The 21,892-nt window shown below is 71.0% G+C and carries 20 protein-coding genes; 1 reads left to right on the top strand and 19 read right to left on the bottom strand.

All coding sequences use genetic code 11. The annotated features are described in order from the left end of the window. Positions 1–45: 45 nt before the first annotated feature. The 9 genes from ACN27G_RS29125 to ACN27G_RS29085 form a co-directional block, all read right to left on the bottom strand. Positions 46–489, bottom strand: coding sequence for a hypothetical protein (locus ACN27G_RS29125; protein ID WP_421495906.1), 444 nt, complete (start codon positions 487–489; stop codon positions 46–48). Further along, on the bottom strand, positions 486–2,573 hold the full coding sequence (locus ACN27G_RS29120; RefSeq protein ID WP_421495905.1) for a hypothetical protein: 2,088 nt from the start codon (positions 2,571–2,573) through the stop codon (positions 486–488). Before ACN27G_RS29120 ends, ACN27G_RS29125 begins: the two co-directional genes overlap by 4 nt. A gap of 274 nt (positions 2,574–2,847) precedes the next feature. Beyond that, complete coding sequence (locus ACN27G_RS29115) at positions 2,848–3,444, bottom strand: hypothetical protein (protein WP_421495904.1); 597 nt, start codon at positions 3,442–3,444, stop codon at positions 2,848–2,850. Between the two features lie 159 nt (positions 3,445–3,603). Further along, positions 3,604–4,719, bottom strand: coding sequence for a hypothetical protein (locus ACN27G_RS29110; protein WP_421495903.1), 1,116 nt, complete (start codon positions 4,717–4,719; stop codon positions 3,604–3,606). Next, on the bottom strand, positions 4,716–5,534 hold the full coding sequence (locus ACN27G_RS29105; RefSeq protein WP_421495902.1) for a hypothetical protein: 819 nt from the start codon (positions 5,532–5,534) through the stop codon (positions 4,716–4,718). Before ACN27G_RS29105 ends, ACN27G_RS29110 begins: the two co-directional genes overlap by 4 nt. A gap of 361 nt (positions 5,535–5,895) precedes the next feature. Continuing rightward, positions 5,896–6,288, bottom strand: a complete 393-nt coding sequence (locus tag ACN27G_RS29100) for a hypothetical protein (RefSeq protein WP_421495901.1) — start codon at positions 6,286–6,288, stop codon at positions 5,896–5,898. Positions 6,289–6,445: 157 nt separating this feature from the next. After that, the gene (locus tag ACN27G_RS29095) at positions 6,446–7,183 is read right to left on the bottom strand and encodes a diguanylate cyclase domain-containing protein (RefSeq protein WP_421495900.1); all 738 of its coding nucleotides are present in this window, start codon (positions 7,181–7,183) and stop codon (positions 6,446–6,448) included. A 237-nt stretch (positions 7,184–7,420) separates the two neighbouring features. Then, positions 7,421–7,771 carry a histone-like nucleoid-structuring protein Lsr2 gene (locus ACN27G_RS29090; protein ID WP_421495899.1) on the bottom strand — a complete coding sequence of 117 codons (351 nt, stop codon included), beginning with the start codon at positions 7,769–7,771 and terminating at the stop codon, positions 7,421–7,423. Positions 7,772–8,116: 345 nt separating this feature from the next. Then, complete coding sequence (locus ACN27G_RS29085) at positions 8,117–9,466, bottom strand: hypothetical protein (protein ID WP_421495898.1); 1,350 nt, start codon at positions 9,464–9,466, stop codon at positions 8,117–8,119. 576 nt (positions 9,467–10,042) lie between these two features. On the opposite strand from ACN27G_RS29085, the gene ACN27G_RS29080 reads away from it, so the two are divergent. Continuing rightward, positions 10,043–10,920, top strand: a protein-coding gene (locus ACN27G_RS29080; protein ID WP_421495817.1) for an IS5 family transposase whose coding sequence is annotated in 2 segments (ribosomal slippage) — positions 10,043–10,390 and positions 10,393–10,920 — 876 coding nt in all. Because the reading frame shifts where the segments join, the coding sequence is not laid out codon by codon here. Here the strand turns inward: ACN27G_RS29080 and ACN27G_RS29075 are convergent. From ACN27G_RS29075 to ACN27G_RS29030, 10 genes are all read right to left on the bottom strand, one after another. Beyond that, the gene (locus ACN27G_RS29075; protein WP_421495897.1) at positions 10,871–11,593 is read right to left on the bottom strand and encodes a hypothetical protein; all 723 of its coding nucleotides are present in this window, start codon (positions 11,591–11,593) and stop codon (positions 10,871–10,873) included. The two genes, ACN27G_RS29080 and ACN27G_RS29075, sit on opposite strands and share 50 nt — an antisense overlap. A 53-nt stretch (positions 11,594–11,646) precedes the next feature. Next, positions 11,647–12,570 carry a hypothetical protein gene (locus tag ACN27G_RS29070; RefSeq protein ID WP_421495896.1) on the bottom strand — a complete coding sequence of 308 codons (924 nt, stop codon included), beginning with the start codon at positions 12,568–12,570 and terminating at the stop codon, positions 11,647–11,649. 133 nt (positions 12,571–12,703) lie between these two features. Then, positions 12,704–13,162 carry a hypothetical protein gene (locus tag ACN27G_RS29065; RefSeq protein WP_421495895.1) on the bottom strand — a complete coding sequence of 153 codons (459 nt, stop codon included), beginning with the start codon at positions 13,160–13,162 and terminating at the stop codon, positions 12,704–12,706. Next, positions 13,156–13,638 (bottom strand): hypothetical protein, encoded by a 483-nt coding sequence (locus ACN27G_RS29060; RefSeq protein WP_421495894.1) that lies wholly within the window; start codon positions 13,636–13,638, stop codon positions 13,156–13,158. Before ACN27G_RS29060 ends, ACN27G_RS29065 begins: the two co-directional genes overlap by 7 nt. A gap of 561 nt (positions 13,639–14,199) precedes the next feature. Then, complete coding sequence (locus ACN27G_RS29055) at positions 14,200–14,817, bottom strand: hypothetical protein (RefSeq protein WP_421495893.1); 618 nt, start codon at positions 14,815–14,817, stop codon at positions 14,200–14,202. Between the two features lie 139 nt (positions 14,818–14,956). Further along, positions 14,957–15,673, bottom strand: a complete 717-nt coding sequence (locus ACN27G_RS29050) for a hypothetical protein (protein ID WP_421495892.1) — start codon at positions 15,671–15,673, stop codon at positions 14,957–14,959. 874 nt (positions 15,674–16,547) lie between these two features. Then, positions 16,548–18,899, bottom strand: coding sequence for a hypothetical protein (locus ACN27G_RS29045; RefSeq protein WP_421495891.1), 2,352 nt, complete (start codon positions 18,897–18,899; stop codon positions 16,548–16,550). A gap of 395 nt (positions 18,900–19,294) precedes the next feature. Continuing rightward, positions 19,295–20,572 (bottom strand): IS110 family transposase, encoded by a 1,278-nt coding sequence (locus ACN27G_RS29040; protein ID WP_421495890.1) that lies wholly within the window; start codon positions 20,570–20,572, stop codon positions 19,295–19,297. A 189-nt stretch (positions 20,573–20,761) separates the two neighbouring features. Beyond that, the gene (locus ACN27G_RS29035; protein ID WP_421495889.1) at positions 20,762–21,193 is read right to left on the bottom strand and encodes a plasmid mobilization protein; all 432 of its coding nucleotides are present in this window, start codon (positions 21,191–21,193) and stop codon (positions 20,762–20,764) included. Next, on the bottom strand, positions 21,190–21,765 hold the full coding sequence (locus ACN27G_RS29030) for a hypothetical protein (protein WP_421497496.1): 576 nt from the start codon (positions 21,763–21,765) through the stop codon (positions 21,190–21,192). The genes ACN27G_RS29035 and ACN27G_RS29030 overlap by 4 nt, the downstream gene beginning before the upstream one ends. Between the last annotated feature and the right edge of the window lie 127 nt (positions 21,766–21,892).

The following is a 21,892-nucleotide window of genomic DNA, read 5'->3' as shown; positions in this document are numbered from 1 at the left end:
TCGCCGTGTCACGCCCGTGCTTCGTATGGCCGAACCCTGGCCGCATCAGCTGGGCGGGTTGGGCTCGTGGATGAGGAAGCAGTCCGCCGCGCTCGGGTCGTCGTGCCGGTAGCGGTGCAGCTTCTCGTCGTAGTGCGAGGGCTGCTGGCAGTGCCGGCAGCGCATCGGTACGGGCGCTTGCAGGTCTTCACCGTCCGCGCCGATGCTGGTGGTGTGGTCGTGGCGTGGATAGGTGCAGGCGCCGTACGTGCAGTAGGGGCGGCCGGGTCCGCTCAGCCGGCGGGTGACCTCGTCCTGGACGGCGACGACGACGTCGATGGTGGCCGGGGTGCCGTCATACGGGACCTGGGCGGCGATGAGGTAGTCGTTGGCGTCGACGTAGTCGTGCAGTTCGCCGAAGGTGCGCACCCGGGCGGGTAGCGCGCCTTCGGCGATGTCGCCGTCGATCTCGGCCGTGATCAGGTCGGCGTAGGTGTGGACGTCGGTCACGCCGGTGCCGTGTCGAGGCCGAGCCGCTGGCGTTCCAGCGCCACCAGGGTTCGGGCGGGGGCGTGCCAGCCGTCGTCACCGGTCGGGGCGGGTGTCTTCCCGGCCGCCAGGGCCTGCAGGGCGGGGATCTGTTGGGCGTAGCCGCCGCCGAGTGCTTCCAGGTCGGCGCAGGCGCGGTTGACCGCGTCGCGCATCCTCTTCGCCCACGGCCCGGGTTTACTCCAGTTCGCCCGGCTGCGGCCGTGCATGGCGCCCTCGCACAGGTGGTAGCCCAGCCACACGACCGGCGGGTGGACGCCGGCGGCTTCGGCGAGCAGGGCGACCTTGTCGTAGTCCCAGGGACCGCCGCCTTGCGTCTTGCGGAAACCGGCGGTTTTCGGGTGGGTCAGCGTGCGCCAGTAGGTGGGGTTGACCGCGGTGGAGGCCACCAGGTCCTTCTCGCCGCTGAACCCGCCGACGGTCAGTGCGTGCGGGAGCTGGTCGGTGAGCAGGTGCGCCAGTTCGCGGCGGACGGCCGGCACGGCGGGATCGTCCGCGGCGGACACGCGACGCCGCGCCTGCGGTGCTGCGTGGTGCTGGTCGGCCGGGTCGGGCAGGGTGCCGCCGTCGGCGAGGTGGCCCAGCAGCAGCGTGGCGAATTCGGTGAGCAGCCGCTCGAAGCCGCGGGTGCGGTCGTGGTAGTCGCGGATCGGGACCCAGCGGCCCCCGCCGCGGTGCCCGACCCGGTGTGCCGCCTCGTGCACCAGCGTGGCGAGGGTCTCGTGCCGGTCGGTGAGAGCATCACGGAGGATCGCCACGTCGCCGGTGCGCGGGCTGTAGAAGCCCTGCGCGCAGGGCTCTTCCTCGCTTTCGGAATACACCCGGACCCGGGCCAGCGCGAACGGCCCGATCGCACGACGAACCAGGTGGCTGGCCTTGGCCAGGACGGCCCGTTCCGGCTCGGTCAGGGACCGCTGGGCCACCCAGGTGGTCTTTCTGCGGGTCCGCTCGTAGTGGCGGGTCTGCCGCGCCCTGGCGACCTCGACACCGAGCAGGTCCATGACCCGCCACCGCTGGTAGTCGGCCAGGCCGCGGGCGGTCACCTCGGTGTAGCCGAGGTCGACCAGGTCGAGGGCCGCCTCCTCGTTGCCGGAGGCGGTGAAGTATGTCTTGGCGGGCAGGTGGGTACGTCCCCAGGCCCGCCACGCGGCACGCGGCCGGGGCGTGTCGACCTGGGCGAAGAACTGCTCCGGCTCCCGCAGCCGGCCGTTGGCCAGCATGTGGCGGGCGAACCGGTCGATGACCTGCTGGTCCTCGCTTTCGGCGAGGATCGCGCGGACCGCGTCGCGCAGCGCGCCGGCCTCGATCACCGTTCTGTCCCTGTTCTGCAGGGCTTTGTCGGTCAGCGGCAGGTCGTAGGAGGCGAGGAAACCGCCGACGGTGCTGACCAGCACGCCCCCGATCCACACCCGGCCGGGTGTGCCGTCCAGCACGCAGGCGCCGGGCGCCGCCGGCGGGCGGTAGCCGGGTTCGGCCAGGGCGCGGAACCGGCTTATCGCCTCCTCGGCCAGCGCCTGCGGGCATGCGACGGTGATGACCGTGCCCCGGGCACGATCGGTGCGGTAGAGGTTGTAGACGAGGACCTCGGCGCCCTGCGCGGAGCGTGACGGGATCAGACCGCCGAGCAGGCGGCGGGATTCGACCGTCGGGATGAACCCGTAGCCGACGGTCTCGCAGCGCACCGCGCCGATCTCGGTGCTGCGGGCCAGGACGAGGGCGGCGAGTTTCTTACCCTCCCCGAACTGGCCGATCTGCTGGTCGGTCTTGCTCGAGTAGCCGAGGATGAGGCCTTCCTCGGGGATGCCGGGGCCGTCGTCGGTGATGGTGAGCACGCCGTCGGCCCAGCCGACCCGCGCGAGCGGGTCCTCGTCGAGGGCGTTGGCGATGAGTTCACACAGCGCCCGCACCGGTGTCCACGACTTCACGTAGTCCGGGGAAATGGGGTAGGCGAGGGTGTCGACGATGGTGGGGTCCGGTGCGGGCACCGTGGTGCTCGCACCGGAGGGGTTGGATCGGTTCTGGACGGCGGAGTCGCCGGTGTCCACTGTGGTCTCCTCGTGGGTGCTGTTCGGGTGGGGTTGGCGGGCGGGTACGCGTGGATTCCGTGGCGGGCCCGCGCGCTGGTGCCGGCAGCGCGACGCCAGGCCGTCTTGGCCCCCTGTGCGGTCTGCCGGGTTTCGGGGCCAGGACGTGGCCTGGGCGGGCGAAGCGGGTGCGGCAGCCCGGTTGTGGGCTTGGAACCCGCGTGGGTGTGAGTTGCCGCGCCGGTCGGCGCCGTGCCGGGCGCGGCGGGTTCGGTGAGGTGCCCGCATCGCAGCGCTAGACGCGTTTGGCCAGCTCGGTGAGGGCGCGTAGGCCGACGACGATGCCGCGTCGCTGGCTCCACCGCGGCAGTTCGGGCCAGCTTCGCGCGGTGGATGGCTGGCCGTGGCGTACCCGTGCGACGCGGTGCAGGCCGAGGTCGGTGTCGACGGCGGCGGCGATGCGGACTTCGCGGCGCAGCGCCGCGGGGGCGTTGGCGAGGTCACCGCGCCGGTAGCCGGGGGCCACCGGTCCAGCCCAGGCCTCGAACACCAGGCCGAAGCCGACGAGTGCGCGGCGGTCGCGGGTCAGCCAGTCCCGCAGCCAGACTCGGGCGGGCGGTGTGGCGAGCTGCCGGGCGAAGCGCTGGAGTATGACCGGTGCGGGCAGCGACTCGTCGGGCCGGGCCGGGTCGGGCTCGGTCCACAGGTCCGGGGCGGCCAGGGTCGTGTCGAGCTCGAGCGCCCCGAGGCCGGGGCCGGCATCGTTGGCGATGTCGGGGCGGTCGAACAGGCCGAATACGACCGGGGGCTGGTCCCAGCCGTACTGGTCGGCGGCTGACTCCAGTTGGGTGAGCACTGCGGGGATGGCGGCGCGGGTGGCAGGGTGCAGCACGGTGTTCCTCCTTGCGGGTAGGTGCGGCTCGGACGCGATGGCGGTCCGAGCCAGGGTTGGGATTGGCGCAGGTGGCCCTGGCGCGGGCCGGGCACGACGAACCGCACACGAACGACCGGTGTCGATCAAGTCGCATGGGCTTGCTCGACGCAGAGCCGCTCAGCTCGGGCGGCGTCGAGCGGGTGCCGGTGTCGCCGCCTGGTCGGCCGTCCACGTGAAGTCGTGCAATGGAAAGGCGGCGCCGGGCAGGTCCACCAGGTGTGGGTGCAGCCGGCCGTACTCGGCGCGGCTGATCTTGCCGATGAGCAGCGAGTCGCCGACCGCGATCCGTGGGGTGACCCAGGCGGGAATGGCGGCCAGGCGCAGCGGACGCGGGAGCAGCCCGGCGTCGGCGAGCAGGTGTCCGAGGTAGACGGTCATCCGGAGCCTGGCGACCGCCGCGGTCAGCGGGTCGATGTCGATGCCGTCGACTCCGGCGAGGATCCGTCGGGCCGCCTCGCGGGGCGGGTGAGTGTGTCCGCCGGTGATCGGTGGCTGGCCGACCGATCGGGGGTCCATGCGGCCGGTGGTGTACCACTGCCAGAGGTAGTCGACCGCCCGGATGAGGTAGTGGCCGGTGCCGGCGGTCGGGTCGATCAGCCGCAGCACGGGCTCGTCGCGGAAGGTGTCGGCGGCTGGATGGAGGGTGCGGTCGAGAATGAAGTCGGCGACGAAGTGCGGTGTCTGCACCAGGGCGTGCCGGGCCCGCCGCTGCGGGGACAGGATCTGCAGCAGGTCGCCGATGACCCAGCCGCTGATCGACGGCGGATAGCCGTCCCGGTCGGGCCAGGCCAGCGACGGCGCCTCGGTGGCCCACCATTTGATCAGGTCGTCGCAGGCGGTGGCACTGGGCGCGCCGGCCCAGAGCATCGGGTTGTACTCGGGGTGCAGAAGCCACTGGGTTGACGGGTGCCGGGTGAGGGCTTCGAAGGCGCGGCCGAGCCACAACGGCGCGCTCGCGGCGTTGCGCACGATCCCGGGCGGCGCGCTGCGTAGCAGCGGCTCGACGAGCTGGTGGTCCTCGGCCCAGACGGCGACGCAGGACAGGTAGAGCCAGGCGGCGGCCACCTGTTCCCGCCGTGCACGCTCGGCCGTCACGCTGGAGCTGTCGGTCGAGCCGTTGAGGGTGACCGTGGCTGCCAGGGTGTCGACCTGCCGTTGCAGCGCACGGTGGAACGCCCTGTCGTCGGCGGGGTTGGGAGTGCCGGGCCGTCGCTGGTTACGGCCGGCGGTCACGGCTGCCCCTCGAGCAGGGGCGCGGGCGTCCAGCGCCACTGGTAGGCGCCGATCGCGAAGTGGTCGTCGGCGTCAACCGGTATCCGGTCCTCCTCGATCCACCGGGTGCTGTCCTCGCCGGTGTCCTCCTGCCGTAGGACGACGACGTAGGGGCCGAGGACGGATGGGACCGGGAGTTCGGCGGGGATGTCCTCGATTGACAGCTCGTGCAGGTGGCCGGCCATTCGCTCGGCCTCGGCGCGGGGGAAGCGGCACAGCAGGCCGCCGTCCAGGGCGGTGTACCCGTCCGCGACCAGCGCCGAGTAGTAGCCGCCGCCGACGGTGTCGCAGGTGACGGTCGCGGGTACCCAGGTCGCGTCGGCGGGTAGGACGTCACCGCGGCTCTGCGAGATCACGTACCGGGTGTTGTCCTCGTTGCTGGCGCGGTCGGGGTGGACGCCGAGCCAAGGCACTTCGTTGTCGCGGGCGAAGCGGAGCAGGTCGAGCAGGTGACGGCGCCCGTCGAGGTGCACCGCGTGCAGGGGCAGGAATCCGTCGCCGTCGTCGTTCGGGCGGGGGTTTCCGGTGGCGCCGGTGGCGGTGTGGGTCCACGTCTCGGCCCGTACCCGGTACTCGGTGCCGTCGCGGTCGTACCAGATGGGGACGCCGTTGGAGGACAACCAGTCGCCAGCGGCGTCGCGGGACCAGACCAGTGCGGGCACGTCCGGCCAGCGGGCGTCGTCTTGCTGGCGGGTCTTGCGCTGCCGGGGCATCCCAGCGGCGTGCTCGGCCAAGGGCAGGATCTCCTCGACCCGCCACCACAGTCGATGCGTCATCGTCGTTTGGCTCCTTACATGCGAAGGGCCACCCGGGCGTCGCGCGTGACGCGGACCGGATGGCCGTGGGTGTGAAAGGGTTTGCGGATGCCGGTTGCCGTCGACCGGCGCGGTGGGCGGAAATGGGGCCGCAGCAGGGCCGGCGGCGGCCCGGGCAGAACGGCTCGCCGTCGGTAACGTGGCGCGCCCGCGCCGGCGGATCGCCACCGCCACCGGCCTTCGCGGCGTCTGGTCACCGCTGCCGGTGGTGCGGTGGTCGCCGGCGCGTTACCCGCCCTGGCTTGGCGATCCGGGCCAGGTCAGTGTCGACGGTCGGCGGTCGCGGTTGCCGGCACGAGGACGGCGAGCAGCGCGCGTCCCGTCAGCGGACACCGCCCAGCGGGGTTGCCGGCTCCGGAACCGCGTCGAAGAGCGCGCCGTCGTGCCGGAGGACAGCGCACGCCTTGCGGAACCGGACCAGCGCCTCTGCCCGCTCCACCTGCGCCTGAACGAGCGCGAGCCCGACGGCGCGCACACGCTCGCCGGCGGTGACGAGTGCGGGGCCGTCGGCCCCGTCGTAGACATTCCAGAGCACCTGCGCGGCCTCGACGAGTAGTTCTTCCTGAACGTTGGCGGCGACGAAGGCGCAGCCGGCGGTGACGAAGTCACAGACCGCGGCGGTGTTCCTCGCGGCGGTGCCTCCGATCTGGTCCATGTCGGGTGCGGCGCCGTCGAGGCCGGCGAGATGCTGCAGGATGGCATTGATGTCCTTCACGGTTCGCTCCATGACGGGTGTGGGATGGGTGGAATCCCACGACTGGGTGGGCGGGGGCTGATGTAGATCGGCGGGCGTGCGGTGGGGGTGTGGGTCGGGGGGAGGGGCCGGGCCCGGGGTGGCTGGTGCCTGGGAGCCGGGCCCGGCTGTGGCGGTGTCAGTTCTCGTGGGGTGGGGGCCAGTCGCGGGGGCGTCCGTCGGTGGGGGTGTCGCCCATGTGTTCGGCGTAGGCGTGTATGACGCCGCCGTTGGTTTTGGCCCAGTACATGGCGATGTCGGCGAGGTGTAGCAGGTTGTCGGGGTCGTGGCCGGCGTGGTGGGTGGTGGTGTAGCCGACGCTGGCGACGATGTCGATTTGTCTGCCGTCGAGGAGGAATGGGATTCGGCTGATGTCCCACCATGCTCGGGCGGCCACGGAGATGGTGCGGTCGAGGCCGCCGTGCACGATGAGGGTGAACTCGTCGCCGGAGAGCCGGGCTGGGTAGACGTCGGACTGTGTCAGGCGGCGGAGGCGTTCGGCGACTTGGGACAGCAGGGTGTTGCCGGCGCGGTGTCCGAGTCGGTCGTTGATGAGTTTGAACCCGACGAGGTCGATGACGATGACGCCGACGTCGTTGTGGGTTTCGGTCGCGTGTGTCAGGTGTGTGATGGCGGCGCGGCGGTTGGGCAGGCCGGTGGTGTCGTCTTGGGTTGCCTGCTGGTGGTAGGTGTCGCGTTCGGTTCGTAGGGTTTCGATGAGGGTGTGTGCTTGCAGGATGACGCGCTTCTGGTTCCGGGTCCGGGTGCGGGCGCGGGTCAGGTGGGTTTGTAGGTGTAGTGCCCACAGGCCGGCGGTGGTGAGTCCGGCGAGGAGGCCGCCGGTGGCGGTGAGGAGGGTGTTTGTTGTCTGAGACACTGGTTGTCGCTCCTTGTGCTGAAGGAGCACCGGGGGTGGGCGTGAGCGCGCCAACGTCAAACGCCCGCCCCCGGGCTGCCTGGGGTGAGGGCCGCTAACCGACCGCCTGGTAGGTCGCGACCATGCCTGCTGCCGCGTCCACGCCGGACCCGGCACATCGTCTGTGGCTAACCCCGCAGGGCGGGTCCGTCATGCCGAGCTTGGTGTCCACGGGCTTGCCGGCGCCGTGCGCCGGAGCTAATTGGCGTCGTTGTAGGCGTCGCGGACCGCCGACGGAATTGACCCGTGGGTCCGGGGTTCGGGCAGGCTGCGCTCCCGCCACTGCGTGGCCCACCAGCGCCGGATACGGGCGTTGAGCGCGCGGCGACTTGCGTTGTTGTGGTTGTCCGTCTGCGGTTTCGCCGTCGATTTCGGCAGACGGGTGGCGGCGGCGATGAAGGGCTGGAAGGCGGCGGCCATCCGGTCGAAGTTCTGGCGGGACAGGTCGATCTCGTACAGCACGCCGTTGAAAGCGAACCGGTAGGTTCCAATGCCGTCGGTCGATCCGTCGAAGTCGTCGCGTACGACGGTTATCGTTCTGGTAGCCATCGGGCTTAATCCTTTCATTGAAAGGCAACAAAGTGCCGGAAACTGTGGTGGGTTCTGCCGTGGGAGACAGCGGCTTATCGGGCGTCGGAGGCCGAGTTTGGCACCGGATAGCGGGACCCGGAGACGCACCAGCATCGCCCGTTTTCTACGGGCGCCGCATAGATCGAGGCTGGGACCGGTCGGTGTCAGAGGCTGCGGTGCCGGCCGGTCGCCGCAGGCGGGATGCATTTTCCGTGGCGGCCCGGAGCCCTCGCGTAGCTCCCCTGGGCCTTCGGCAGGGGCGCCGCTGACGACACGCCGCCGCGGTCTCCCGCGCCTGAGGCTGGATGCGGGGAGCCCCTGCGGCTAATCCCGCGTCACTGGGGGGAGGGTCGCTGCCAGCGCGGCGGTCTTGGGCGCCGTCCGGAAGATCGAGACCTCGTTCGCGGCGATGGCCGCGACACCGTCGGTACGTTCCCGCGTGCTCAAGGGCAGCCGCGCGTGGGGGCCGACGCGGAACACCGGCAGGGTGTCGTGCTCGCGTGCGACGGCGGCCCCGTCGGCGGTCGTGTACTCCTCGAACGTTGCGACGGTGAGACCGTCGATGATCGTCTCCCGGTTGCCGGTGCAGAGAACGACAACGTCGTACATGCGGCCGTCGACGAGACCCGCGCCGGGCAGCGCGACCGGCCGTGCCGTGCGGGGCAGCACGGTGAGTCGACGCGCGCCGAACCGGTCCGGCCGCAGGTAGCGGCCGATGGCCTGGTACCTGCCGCGGATGTCCTCTTGCCACCGCTCGCACGTGGTCGGCAGGCCGACGGCGTACCAGTCGACCCGGTCCACCTGGTCCACGCCGATAGCGGCCATGAACGGCTGCGGCCCGATGCCCAGGCAGGACTCGACGGCGCACTTGCCGGAGTCGCCGCCACCGATCACCGCGACACGACGTACTCCACGCAGCGGCCACGCACCGGCCATCCGCCGCATGAACTGCGGGAAGGTGAGAATCGTGACGCCGTCGGCGACGTCCTGATCGTTCGGGTCTCCCACGCCGCGGGCGTCGAGTACCCGTCCGGCGAGCAGCGACGCGTCGCCCTCGATCCCGATTTCCACTCCGGGGGAGTCGGGGTTCACGGACACGACGTTGGCGTTGGGCACCACGTCGGCATACTGCGCCAGCGCGAGACGGACCGCGAACGCCATGTCCGCGTTCGTGATGTATTCGCGCATGCTCAGGTCCGCCGCCTGGATCGGCGCGCCCGGCAGGTAGTTCAGGCTCGCCCCAAGATCGCCTGCCAATCCTCCGGCACCTGCCCGGTTACGGGAGTTGAGAAAAAAAGTCGGCCAGCCGGTCATGGCGAAGTTGCCCCCGACGCGGTCGGCGCGCTCCAACACCAGCGGCTTCGGGTAGCCGCGCAGGACGCGGATCGCCGCGTAGATGGCCGCGTGGACACCACTGCCGATGATGACCTCGCGGGTGCTGCTGCCGGAGCTGAACAGTTCTCGGCGGTGCCGCTCGTCCGACCAGTACGTGTCCAGGATCTCGTCGGCGTAGGCGCGGCCGTTCGGGTCCAGGGCAACCCCGGTAAGCCGGGCCTGTGTCGGGCTGGGAAAGTCTTGTTCGCGCTGCATGACCGCCCGCATTCCCGCGCCGGCGGAGTCCTTCAGGGCGACGGCGGCGAGCAGGTTGGTGATCAGCGCGGATGGCTCGAACATGGCATCCTTCCTTCGGTCAGCGGGGGACACCACGCCGGGGCCGCGTGCCCGCCCCGGGGAACGCCCCGGGTTGTGGCACGCGGCCGGCGCGATTCCCCGACGAAACTGGTGGGTGGCCTGGATCTGGCGGGTTACCAGTTCCAGGGTGGGTGGATCACGGGGCAGGTCCGCTCCTACGTCGAGCAGGTCGCCGTGCGACGCGTGCGATGACGTACGGACTGCCGTCAATGCCCGGCGGATGAGCAGGTTTGGCCGGGTGTAGCGCTGCGGTGGGGACGAGGCGATGCGCGTCTAGCGGCTCGGCGTCGCGTCGCTCCCCGTCACTGCCACCGTCAGTCATGACGACCGTCCGGACTGCGGCGGAGCGCCAGATGGCGACCCTTGCGGCGAGTGGATGTCGAGACGCCAGTCCCACAGGAAGGCACCCAGTCCGAAACGGCCGGCGCTGTCGGCGCGGACCCGGTCAACCTCGCGGTAGCTGGTGCCCGCCCCGTGGTGGTACGCCTCGAACACTGTCACCGCGTCTCCATCTAGGTGGTGTCCGGCGGATCTTGATGGTGGTTCGTTGTTCTGGTCGTGGCGCGTTTTGATTTGACTGATGCCGAGTGGGCGGTGTTGGAGCCGTTGCTGCCCGCGCAGCCCCGTCGTGGTGGGCAGTGGCGCGATCACCGGCAGGTGATCAACGGGATCTGCTGGGTGAAACGGACCGGGTCGCCGTGGCGGGACATGCCCGAGCGGTACGGGCCGTGGAAGACCAGTCATGAACGGTTCCGCCGGTGGGCTGCCGACGGCACCTGGACCCGTCTCAAGCAGCAGGTGGTCGCGTTGGCTGAGGCTGACGGTGACATCGACTGGGACGCTCAGGTCGATTCCACGGTCGTGCGCGCTCACCAGCACGCCGCCGGTGCCCGTAAAGGGGGCTCACCACCAAGGATTCGCAGGCACGTCAGGGTCTGGGTCGTTCCCGGGGAGGGTTGACCACGAAGGTGCACACTATGGCCGACGGGCGAGGCCGTTCGCTCGCCACGCGGATCACCCCGGGCCAGGCCTCCGATACCAAGCAGCTGGTGCCCTTGTTGGATCAGATCGCCGTGACCCGACCCGGCGGCGTCGGCCGTCCCCGTAAGCGTCCGGACTCGCTGACCGCGGACAAGGCGTACTCGTCCAAGGCGAACCGGGCCGCGTTGCGGGCCCGCAAGATTGCCGCCGTGATCCCCGAACGCGCCGACCAGAAAGCCAACCGGACAAGGAAAGGATCATCAGGCGGCCGTCCCCCAGACTTCGACACCAGCGCATACACCCACCGCAACCAGGTCGAACGTGGCTTCGGTCGACGCAAACACTGGCGAGGCCTGGCGACCAGGTACGACAAGCTCATCGAAAGCTACGAAGCCACACTGGACCTCATCGAGATGCTCGACTGGCTCCGTGCCGTACCCGACCACACTCCATGATCCGCAGGACACCACCTAGGTGCAGGTGCGCGCGCCGGTCGGGCGTCGCATCGGCGGGCATCGCGTCGAGGTCGGCGATCATCCGCTCGATGGTGGGCCGGTCGAAACGGGGCAGTTCGAAGCCGGCGTTGTTGTGGTAGTCGTCCGCCACCAGCGCCGGATACCCGGTACCGCCGACCGCGCTGCTGGTGACGGTGGCCGGTACCCATTCCGCGCCGTTTGGGACAAGCTGGTCGCGGTGGTCGACGGCGCGCACGCGGCCCGGCGGGATGAGGTGCCGGTCGGCTGGGTCGATGTCCACGGTGACCCAGTGCCGGTTGGTGCGCCGCACGTCGCGTAGCACGTCGATGACGGACAGCTGGCTCCGGGTCACATCCAGCGGCAGGTACGCGGTGTCGTAGCCGTCGACCCGGGCAATGCCGTAGCGACGGGCGTTGATGTATCGCCAGGTGTGGGCCTCGGCGGCGTGGATGGTGCCGCCTTCGCTGTACCAGGCGGGCATGCCGCCGGAGGTCAGCAGGTCCATTATCGGGTTGCCGGTCCAGATCAGAGCCGGCCCGGGCGGGGCCTGGGCGAGCGACTGGGCGCTGGTGGTGCGGTGGGTGGTGCAGGACATGGCGTGCTCGGCGAGTGGCAGGACGTCGGCGAGCCGGAACCACAGTCGATACGACATGCTGGGGTGCCTCCTTCGAAGCGGATGTAAGACGAGGTGGTTTCGCCGGGCGTTCAGGCGGCTACGCCAGGCAGGCCGGAATCGGCTGGCGGTGCCGCGTCGGCGCGTCGTCGCAGGGGCCGCCGACCGCGCGACGGTCGGCGCCGCGCGGCATTCACGGGGCCCTCGGTGCGGGTCCACGGCCAGTGGTATGCGCCGATGCTGTAGTAGCCGTCCGGGTCGGGCTTGACCCGGTCGATCTCTACCAGCCGGGTGCGGCTGCCGCCGTCGTGTTCCCAGAGGACGATGACGGTGCCGCGGTGCATGCGCAGCACCGTGTACTCGCCGGGCATCGGGTCGGTGTGGGGGTTGGTTCCGGCGTGCAGGGCGTCGAGGTCGGCGATCATCGTCTCGACGGTGCGCCGGTCGAAGCGGGGCAGCACATCGTCGCCGCGGGTGCTGTAGCCGTCAGCTACCAGCGCCGGGTACCTGCCATCGGCGACCGCCGCGGCGGTCACGACCGCCTGCTGCCAGTGGGCGTCGGCGGGGACGATGTCGTCGCGGTGGCCGTGCAACTCGAACCGCTCGGGCCGGTCGGCCAGGGCCGGGTCGGTGTTGATGGCGAACCAGTGCGCGCGGCGGCGGGCACCCTCGCGCAGCAGGGTGATCAGCGGCGGGCGCCCGCCGCGGTGGCGCTGCCGCAGGCTAAGGATCCGGTGTTCCGGCAGCGGCTGCTCGTCGGTGCCGCGCCGATTCGTGGCGCGGTGCCACCAGGTGCTGGCCTGCGCGCCGTGCACGGCGTCCTGATGCCGGTCGTACCAGACTGGTACCCCGTTGGAACGCAGCGTCTCCTGTCCCCAGATGCGGGTGCACAGCAGCGCGGGACGAAGGAGATCACCGGCACCGGCCTGCGCGCTGGTGATCCGGTGCTGCGGGCAGGCGAGGGCGTGCTCGGCGATCGGCAGGACCTCGGCGAGGCGGAACCAGAAACGGGACACAGCAGGGTACTTCCCTTCCGGGTGGGCAAGGCCAGGGCACGGGCCGCGCGGCCCGTGCCCCGGCCTTGCATGGGAGATGCGACTGGCAAGCGGGCGAAAAACTTGCGGCGGCTCCGGTGCGGGCGAGCTGAGGTCAGCCGGTGAGCCGGTGCAGCGCCGTGGGCCGGCCGTCGCCGGTGTAGACCGCGACGGTGTCGGCGACCGGGTCGATCAGGTAGATCCAGTCGACGGCGAGGTCGCCGGGTTGGGCGAGGCAGAAGCTCACCGGCCGGTGCTGGCGGTGCCGGGTGCTGGGCATGCCGATGCCGCCGCTGCCTGCGACGGCGTGCTTGGCTGCCGCGGCCGGGCGGTGCCCGGCGGCATCGCCTGCGCGCAGGTATTGCCAGTCGATGGCGAGTAGCGCGGCAAGCATCGCCGAGGTGCGGCGGGCGAACGTGTCCCGCCACATTTGTCGCAGCGTGGCGATGACGTTGTCGGGATCGGCGTGCTGTGCGATCGGGCGGGCCGCGACGACCTGCCTGGTTGGGCTGATCGCGCCGATAAGGGCGCGGCCGGGCACTGTCGGCGGTGACTGTTCGGCAGGGGTCAGCATGGCTGCGGGTGCCGGTGGCGGCGCCTGGCGACCGTGAAGGTGAGGGTGGCAGCGTCGATCACCAGGTGGCTGTAGCCGGCATCGGCGGCGGCGCGCATCGTCTCGAGCAGCGGCCGTTGGCCGGGCCGACGCAGCGGCAGGTACCAGCCGCGGGCGACCGGCAGGGGCCGGCCGGTGGTGGTGCCGGCCGGGACAAGCTGGTTGAGGTCGATGACCTCGTGCGGATCGGTGGGCCAGCCGTCGGGCGGGGCCGGGGTCCGCGCGGCGTACAGCGCCACGGGCCTGCCCGGTAACGGCACGCCGCAGCTGAGCAGGTACACGACCGGCCGCAGGCCGGGCACGGTTTCGACGATCAGCCGCAGCGCCGGGGCGTTCCCGAACGGGCTGCCGGGGCGGCGCGGGTCGGCCGGTGCGGCGCTGGCGTGTTCGGCCAGACGCAGCGCGCCGGCGAGGGCGAACCAGAGTAGCGGGTGCATGGGCAGACTCCTCCTTCGCGGAGTGACGGGTGACGGCGGTCGGTCGACGGCCGCCGGAAGAGGGAAAGGGCGGCCGTTTCGCTGGCCGCGGCGATGGTGTAGCGCCCCCAACCCCTGGGACGCCGGGCGTGCGCGACCCCCGCAGCAGCGGGAGAGGCGGCGTGGCAGCAGCCGGATCCGGTACCTGTCCAGGTGTTGAGCAGCCGGATCAGAGTGGGGATGCCGGCGGGCGTTTTGAGGCCGGTTTGGCTGTTCACCCGGTGACGCCGGCAGCACCGCGGCGCGTTCGGCGCTGGCGCCGGTCAGCGGTCGGCCTGTCCTGCGCCCGCATGGCCGAGGCGGTTTCCGTGCGCGCGTGCGTGCACCGGCGTCGGCCGGGTGGCCGGTGGTTGCCAGGAGGTGGAGCGGGTCGGGCCCGTCACCGGCGTGTCCTCACGGTGCGAGGAGCGTGCGTGCGCGGGGTCCGACCGGTTCCGTATGCGGCCATCGGGGCGTGCGAGGGTGCCCGGGGCCGCCGGTGCGATCCGGTGGGCCGAGGCGTCGCCCCGTAGCGCTTGCTGGTTACGGATGGCTGGGCGAGCAGGGCCCGGCCGGGGGGAACTGTTGCTGCCGCCACCAGTCGTATCTGCGGCGACGCCAGCGTCGCTTGCTGACACCGTGCGGTGTCTTGTTCGTCCTGCCGCCCGAACCCCGGCGAGGGCTCGTGGTGCGGTGGACCGAGTAGTTGCACCACGGCTTCGCTTTGCCTGGTGTCGCGGTCACGGCGGTCACCGCGCGTTCGCTGGGGTGCGCCGGGGCGGCGGCTGCCGTTGCCGGGCGGGCCAGCGCGCGGGATCCGATGATGCGGCCGTCCATGTCGCGGACGTACTGGTGGAGCACCAGCAGGTCGTCGCGGTGCGCCGCGGCGAAGCCGACGACCAGCGACACCACATACCAGGTCCCCGGGACGGGGTCCGGCAGGTCGCTGAACCGGCCGTTACCCGGGCCGAACGCGACCCGCATGACCGGGATGGCGTCGTCTATACGTTCCTCGCCGATCACCTGGGATCCCAGCCGTGCCGGCTGGTGCTGCACCGACGGCGGCAGCACCCGTATCGGAAGAACATCGCCGGAACAGATGTGGTCCGGAGTGTCGTACGGGTAGATGTTCAGCGGGTGCGGGGTCAGGTTGACGATCACTGGCTCCTCCTTCGTGTCGTCGTGGGCGTGTTTGCCGATAGGTGGAGCCGGTCGGACCAGTCACACGCGCTTCCCTCGGGTGCCGGGAGTCTGGGTGTGCTGGTTCCGACCGGTTCCGCAGCAGTGCCTATTGGGGGTGTCAGAGGGTGACCGCGAGCAGCCGCTGGGTGTCCTCAAGGGTCTCGAGGTAGCGGTTGGCCTTCTCCAGGTAGGTGACCCGGTCGGTCATCCTGTCGCTCGCGGGTACCAACTGGTCGCCGTTGAGGGTGAGCAATGCGTCACCGACGATGACCCAGCTGGCCGCGTACTGCTGGTATGCCGCCTGGCCTGCCTGGTACATCTCCAGCTCTTCCAGGACCAGCGGTGTACTCGGGTACGTAGCGTTGTGCATCCGCATCGCGTTGACGCGGGGCTGGTTCCGGAAGTCGTCACCGGCTTTGTCGAGGGGGTACTTGGCCGGGTCGGCCAGGTGCCGGGCCTCGTAGACCGGCCACGGGCTCGCCGGCTTGGTGCCCTGCACGGCCCGCTGCCACCACTGGTGACGAATGCCCGCGCCCATCGTTGCGGCGTGGCGCCTGCCGGCCAGGTCGAGCAGCCGAACGGGTCCGCCGGCGCAGAGGGCCGGGCGGCCCTTGCGCAGATCGATCATCGACCGGCGCTGCCAAATCCGCAGCGCCGGCGTGGCCCAGAGGCGGGCATGCAGGCTGCCCTGGACACCGAAGTGCCGCTCGAGATGACGGGGCGTCAGTGACTCGTAGGGCAACTCGTCGGAAATGCAGACGAGCATCATGCGGACGGCCGCAGGGGCCACGGCGGTGCCGGTGGTGCCGGTGGCGCCGGTGGGGATAGCTGCCATGACGGGTCCTCCTCGGACTGTCGGGGGCGTGCGAAGGCACGCGGGAATGACCGACCCACCGGGTGCATGGGTCGGTTCGGGAGAGAGGTGGTGCTGGTGGTTGGGTACGACCTGCCGGTCGCCGCGCGGCGCGGGTGCCGACCGGCCCGAAGGCGGGTGGGCATCGTGTGCCGCCGGGGTGCGGCGGTGGGCGGTCAGGTGGGACCGAACCGGGGTGGAGATATGTGGATGTGATGTGGTGCCGAAACGGTAGCGGCCTGATCTGTCAGGACCGCAGTCGCGCGATCAGCCGCGCAGCGCGCTGACCTGCACTGTCAGAGCGGCACTCATGGCTGTCGCTGTGCTGTCAGATTCGGAAACTGTCAGCGGTGCGCCTGACGGGTGCTGTCAGGCGCCGACGGTGTCGGTCATGCAAACAGGTTAAAGGGTTTCATGCAGCGTTCGATCACGTCGAAGTCCGTCCGGCATTAGGTGCAAGATCGGCTACGCTGCACATGCCGCCGACTGAGCGTCACGGCGCGTAGCCAGCTGCCGCCGGGTAGGCGTCCGGACGTGCCTCTCTGGCAGCCCACTCCCGAGGCCGCCGCCGCGGTCGTGGCCTACGTCGCTCGGCCCGCTACTCCGCGCACTGTTGGATATAGTCAGCACAAAACGTCCTCGATCCCATCATCCGTTCGCACACCGGATTCCCGACAAGTCGCGAGACTGCACGAACGGTGTAGACCCCTTTCATCCAGGAACAACCATCCGCGCCGAAGGTCAGAGCATGCGCGGGCCGTGAGTCGGCGTGCTCCCACCGTCCGCGTCTATGGCCGTTACAGCTGTACACCATCGAACGCGCCGCCGACTCGGCGAGGGCCTGTGCGGTAGGGCGTCAGAGTTGGTGGTTGCGGTAGGCGGTGCGGGCGGTGGTTTCGTCCGGCCACACCTGGCTTTGTTCGTTGTGGTCGGCGTCGCCGCCGGCCCATCCGCCGTGGTAGGTGGTGAGTTCCCACCAGGTGACGGTGCCGGTGGGAAGGGTGAAGTCGTGTCGGGTGAGTTTTTTGCCTGTCCAGGAGTTGGCCCCGGTGGTGTCCCGCTCGTCGACGGTGGTGGCGGTGTGGTCGGTGGCGTCGCGCAGCGGGTGCCACACGGGCCGTTGGCGTATCGGGGTTCCGGCTCCGCCGGCCACGACGAGGTTCAGGGCGGTGACGGCGGCCGGTGCGAGGGTGCGGGGCATCTGGTCACGTTCGGCCCGGTCGATCCACATGCTGCGGAGGACCAGGCTGCCGTCGTCCCACAGTGACCAGTCGGCCCCGGCGTGCACGCACCGGACGCCGGTGGCGACCATGAGCAGGTCGGCCCGCCAGTGGTCCGGGTGGGCGGCCAGCCAGGTCCGAGCGGTCTGCGGTTCGGTGGTGACCATTGCATGGCCGTGCTTGCGGGCCGGTTTGATGACCACCCGGGTGGCGGTGTCGGGCACGGCTGGAGCGGCGGCGGTGGGCATCTGCGTCACAGGAATGCCGGCGGCGGCCAGTGCGGTGGCCCGGGCGTGGTCGATACCGGCGTCGGCTAGGCGCAGGGCGTCTGGTAGCGGGAAGCGGCGGCGGCCCGTCTCGCGGGGTACCAGCCAGCCTGAGGCTGTCCACAGGACGGTGTGGGCGAAGAGTTCGGTCACGTCGGCGGCGGTCGTGAGCGTGAACCCGCCGAGTTCGGCGGCGGCCTGTTCCGCCGTCCATCCGGCGGCCAGAAGCGCCTGCGCCGCGTCCTCGCCGACTGCGGCGTGGTGGGCCAGGTCGACGATGGCGTACTCCGCGCGCAGCGCGGCGATCAGCGCCCGCCGCGGGCCGGTCAGCGGCTGTGCGATGGCGATGTAGGGGCCGTGGTTGCTCAGCGACCAGTCATCGCCGTCGGCGCCGTTGTAGACAAGCGTCCACACCACCTCGGTCGCCTCGTCGACACGGATTTCGTCCTCGGCTCTGGCCCAGTGCCCGTTCCGGCCTGCGCGGTGCGGCACCCGCACCGCGCCGTCCAGGTTCGGCGCCATCGGCCGGTCCGCGTCCGGATGCGCGGCGTATGGCCAGGACAGCAGCTCGCGGCACTGCCGCTGCAGCTCTGCCCGGCGGGCGTCGCGATCCTCGACGGCCAGCAACGGGCCGGCTTCCGCATCGGTGGCCGGGCGCACGACCGCCTGGAAGTACCAGCCGTCATCGAGCAGTTCGGCACAGGGGACGTTGCCGTCCTCGTCGCCGTAGTAGACCGGCGTGCGCTCGGCCAGCACGGTCACGATCGCGGACACCCGCTGTCCCTCCTCGGCCCGCCGGTGGCCGGGCGTTTCCACCGGCACTGGGTGTGCGGTCTCGTACAGGGTGGCGCGCAGCGTCTCACCGACCCGGTAGCCGCCGGCCGGCTTGGGCCGCTGCGGTCCGGGCAGGCCGTAACCGATCGTCCACGTCGGGCCGGTGTACCCGTCAGCGTGCGGCGGGCAGTCACCGGGGTGGCGGGCTCCGTCACCGTGAAGTTCGCCGTCACCGGCGGGGATCATCTGGCCGCACCGCCGGCAGGGGGTGGGGTTGGTGCTCGGCCGGTGCGGCGCTGGTCTGCGCTGTTCGGGCGGCGGGCACGCATGCCGGTTCGCGCCGTGTGCGGGCATCAGGTCACCGAGGTAGTCGACCAGGATGCCCTCGTCCGCCTCGATCCAGCCCCGGCAGTGCAGGCACGCGCCTGGGTACCGGTTCGGCCTCGGCGGCGGAGGCGGGCAGGCCGGGTAGTGGACGACGACCGTCCGGCCATCGGCACGGACGAGGTGGCCCGCCTCGGCCGGCACTGTCTGCCGGCAGCGCGCGCATCCGCCTGCCCGGGTGTTGGCGCGCGGTGGCGCGGCGGTCACCATTCGAGGCGGCGTCGTCAACGGGGCCGGGTACCTCGTCAACGCGGCGCGTAACGTGGCGCGGATCGAGTCGCCGAACGCGGACTTGGCCTGCCGGAACTGCGAATCCCGTTCGATCTTGAGCCCGCCGTCTCGGGTGATCCGCCACAGCCGGGTACGGTGCCCCTGCTCTGTCCGGTCGCAGCCCACGATCAACGCCCCGCTGGGCAGTTCGTAAACCGCTGCGGGATCGAGCCAGTGGCCCTGGCAGGCGCCGCCACCGGGCTGGTCCACGTCCAGACCCGTCAACAGCTTGCGCCACGGCTTGACCGCGCCGTCATCCGACGGCGGCACAGTGATCTCATACGACCCGGACATGGGGCGGCTCTCCTACATCGATGGCTGATCTGGTAAACCGTGGACACGGTCGTCGCAGGGGCGGCCGGAAGGACGACGGTGACCGCCTCGTGCGACACCACGCGCTGCTCGTCCAGCTCGCGGTGACTTCGGCATGGCACGGTGCGGCCCGTGGTCCCACGGGCCGGCTGCGTTTGTGGACCTGCGCTGGCAGGTCGGGCAGGCCGTGACAGGTCGTCGTGATTGGCGCGGCCTTGGGGCGCGAGGCTGAGCGTGTCGGGTTCTGCGGCCTTGATCGATGCGAAGGCCGAGTGTGGGGACGGCCGGTCGGGAGGAGGTCGGGTGCCGATCCCGCGCGAGGGCTCTGGGCCCGGGAGCAGATGTGAGGCGTGTCCCGGCCTCCACCGGGCCGGCGGTCATCCCGACTCCTGGCCCGCGGGCTCGGCGACGTCGGCCGGCTCGCCGAGCGCGCGGAAGGCCCGGGTTTCGGAGAAGGTGACGTTGTGGCGCAGGCAGTAGTGCAGGCTGCCGAGCAGGTGTGCGTAGAGGCGGCGCAGTGCGGCGGCGTGCCGGTCACCGGCTTTCCGACGGCGGTCGTACAACGCGCGTGCCCCGGAAGAGCGGGTCAGGGCGGCGAAGGCCCACAGGTGACCGGCCTCGGCCAGGACCGGGTTGGCACGGCGGCGGTGGCTGTGCCGGTGGGAACTGCCGGAGGCCCAGGTGATCGGGGTGGCGGCGCAGTAGGCGCGCAAGTGCCGCGCGGTGGGAAAGCGGCCGGGGTCGTCACCGAGCTCGCCGAGGAGCCGGCCGGCGAGGATCGGGCCGACACCGGGCATGCTGCGGTAGATCACCGCCTGCGGGTGCTGGTCGACGAGCTGCTCGACCTGATCGAGTAGGCGGGCGGCGTTGGCGATCGTGACGTCGAGTTGGGCGACGAGGGCGCTCGTCTGGTGACCCATCGCGTCCTCGATCTCCGGTGGCTGCCGCAGCGCCGGCCTGGCGAACATGCCAGCCAGCCGATCGGCCTCGTCGGCGATCAGGCGCGTGCGTCCCGCAGCGGCGAGGAGGTCTTCGAGACGCTGATGGGTCAGCAGCGCCGCTCTGCCGGGGGTGGGCGCGGCGGCCAGGATGGTCCGGGCGTCCGGCCGGGTCAGACCGGCTCGTTGGGGCCAGGCGTCCAAGGCGGCAGGAAAGAACTCCCACAGCCGGGAACGGAGCCGGGCGGCGGACCACCGGCCGTCGTGCGCCAGCTTCCGGTGCGCCCGGGCCAGCTCTCGGATCGCTTCGGACAGTGGGCTCGCCACCGACAGGGGCCGGTGGGCGTCGCCGTCGACCCGCAGGATGTGGGCGAGTAGGTGCGCGTCGGTGCGGTCGGACTTCTTACGCTGGGCGGCCAGCCGATCGCGGTAGCGGGCGACCTGGGTGGGGTTGAGCACCACCACCGGCTGGCCGGCCTTACGCAGCCCGGCGACGATCAGACCACGGCCGGTCTCGATCCCGATCGGGATGTCCCGACGGCTGGCTTTGACCTGTTTCAAAGCGGTGAGGAGTTCGGCCAGCCCGTCGGCGGTGTCGGTGATCCGCAACTGGGCGACGAGCGTGCCGGTCTGGTCGATGACCGCAATGTCGTGGTGGCGCTCGCCCCAGTCCAGACCGCAGAAGTAGCGCGCCATGAGCTCCCGTCCGTCGGGCATCCGTATGAGGTGGCTGCCGGCCAGGCGCACGCTCTCTGGCCAGAGGGCTCGTCGGCCCAGGATCGCAACAGGCCTGACCTGGCCGGCAGCCGCTGGTTGTCCGCTCCGCTTGAAGGTGGCGAACGTGGACGGCGCTGAGCTGGGCTCCGCCATCTAGGTCCGGATGGTTCGGTTCGCGGGCGTCCAGGTTTAGCTGGCGGATTCGGTGGATCTTGGCGGTCTGAGTCGGTGATGGACTCGGGACGCGATGCTGTCGAGGTTGCCTAGGGCTTGAGCGGCGTTGGTGATGGTTCTGTCCAGATCGTCTGTCGGGCCTTGGTGATCGCGGGTGTGGTTGAGCTCGGCGCGGAGTTGGTTGAGCGCGACGCGGGTTTGGAACAGTTCCGATTGCAGCCTGGCCAGGCTTTCGTTCTCGATCTGCTCGTGGGCGGTGGTGTTTAGGTTGCGGGCGGTGTCGAGGGCGGCTTGGGCGCAGAACCCGGTTGGTGTGAGCCCGAGTTGGTGGGCGGTGGTGACGATCTCGTGGTGTTCGTCGTCGCTGAGGCGGACGGAGAGGCGGTTCTGCCGGCTTGGGGATATGTGCGGGCGGTGACGGCGCCCGGCGGGTGGATTGGTGGTCATCGTGTCTGCCAGCGGCGGTGTAGTTGGGGCAGGCTGAGGTCGGCGGCGAGGGTGGATCCGCTGTACCAGATCGTGTCTCCGGCGGCGTTGTGGTCTTCGGGCAGCGCGACGGCGTAGCCGGTGAGCTGGGTCGGGTTGGTGGGGTCGGTGCGGGGCCGGACGAGTAGGCCGGACGCGCGGAGACGGTCGAGGAAGTCCTGTTCGTCGGTGCTGGCGTCGGCGGCGGCGTGGACTGCGCGTCGGAGTTGGTGGCGGGGTACTTCCTCGCGGTGTTGGCGGGTGGTCTTGTTGAGCTCGGCTGGGGTGGGGAGGCGTTTGTTGGCGTGGTGGCCGTGGACGCGGTGTAGCTGGTAGTGCTGTTCGAGGTAGCGGCAGCAGGCTTGGCAGCGGCGGTAGTCGCTGCGTGGCCAGACGGTGCGGCGGTCTTGGCGGACCAGGGTGGCGACGATGTGGATGTGGTTGTCGGCGTGGCGGATGCCGATCCAGCGGGCTGCGGACAGGTCGTCGTGCGGGGCGATGCCGGTCGCGGCGGTGATCTCGGTGGCGATGTGTTTCCACTGGTGGTCGGACAGGATCGGGTCGTCGGGGTGGTTGTGGATTGAGCAGTGCCAGACCGGCAGGGTGGGGGGTTTCCAGCCGATGGTGACGGGTTGGGTGAGGAGTTCGGTTAGTCGTCGTGGCGAGCGGCGGCCGTTTGGG

The sequence above is a fragment of the Plantactinospora sp. WMMB334 genome (genome assembly GCF_049179095.1).
Classification (GTDB): Bacteria; Actinomycetota; Actinomycetes; order Mycobacteriales; family Micromonosporaceae; genus Plantactinospora.
This window is presented reverse-complemented; position numbering and strand designations above follow the sequence as displayed.